The 806-nt window shown below is 64.1% G+C and carries 1 protein-coding gene; it reads left to right on the forward strand.

What is annotated here, in order from left to right; genetic code table 11:
• Window positions 1-51: 51 nt before the first annotated feature.
• The coding region (locus tag ACWTU8_RS31685) for an ISAs1 family transposase (protein WP_455851234.1) at window positions 52-806 on the forward strand (755 nt) is incomplete at its 3' end.

The raw sequence follows: 806 nt of genomic DNA on the forward strand, positions 1-806 counted from the left end.
GCTTGAAGTTGATTTGAGAAGGGATTCTTTGGGAAGGCAGTCCACTGAGGAGTGACTGCCATTTCCAGCCTTGAGAGCTATTTCGGCGCGGTCCCTGATCCGCGCGCGGCCAACGCCACGCACCGGCTTGGCGATCTGATCGTGATGATGATCGCCGCGAGCCTGTGTGGTGCGACCAGCGCCACGGAGTTCTCGTTGTTCGCGCAAGAGCGCAAGCAGGCGCTGTCGCGCTTGATCGACTATGAGGAGGCGCCCAGTCACGACACCTTCGCGCGGTTGTTGCGTCGGCTCGATCCGGAGGCCTTCGGACGTGCGTTCGCCGCCTTTGCCGCAGGCTTTGCCCAGGCACGCCAGGGTGTGGTCGCACTTGATGGCAAGGCGCTGCGACGGGCCTATGAGAAAGGCCTTGCGGCCAGCCCGCCCCTGACGGTGTCGGCCTTTGCCAGCCAGACGCGGCTGTGTTTGGCGGCAGCCTCGCCCGGCGATGGAGACAATGAGGTCGAGGCTGCCCTCAAGGTCGTCGAACTCATTGATCTTACTGGCCGATTGGTCACGGCCGATGCCCTCCACTGCCACACGCGCATGGCCAAGGCCATCATTCAGCGCGGCGGCGACTATGTGCTCGCGCTCAAGGGAAACCGCCGGCATTGGTTGGCTCGGGCAAAACAACAACTGGCCCAGACCACTCCCGCCGTCACTGAGCTGACCGAAACCAGCCATGGCCGCAGCGAATGGCGGCAGGCAGAGGTCGTGGCGGCGGCCGAGCCGCTGATGCCTGGGCACAAGGCCTTCATCCGCATCACCAG

Source organism: Mesorhizobium sp. BHbdii (assembly GCF_053848045.1).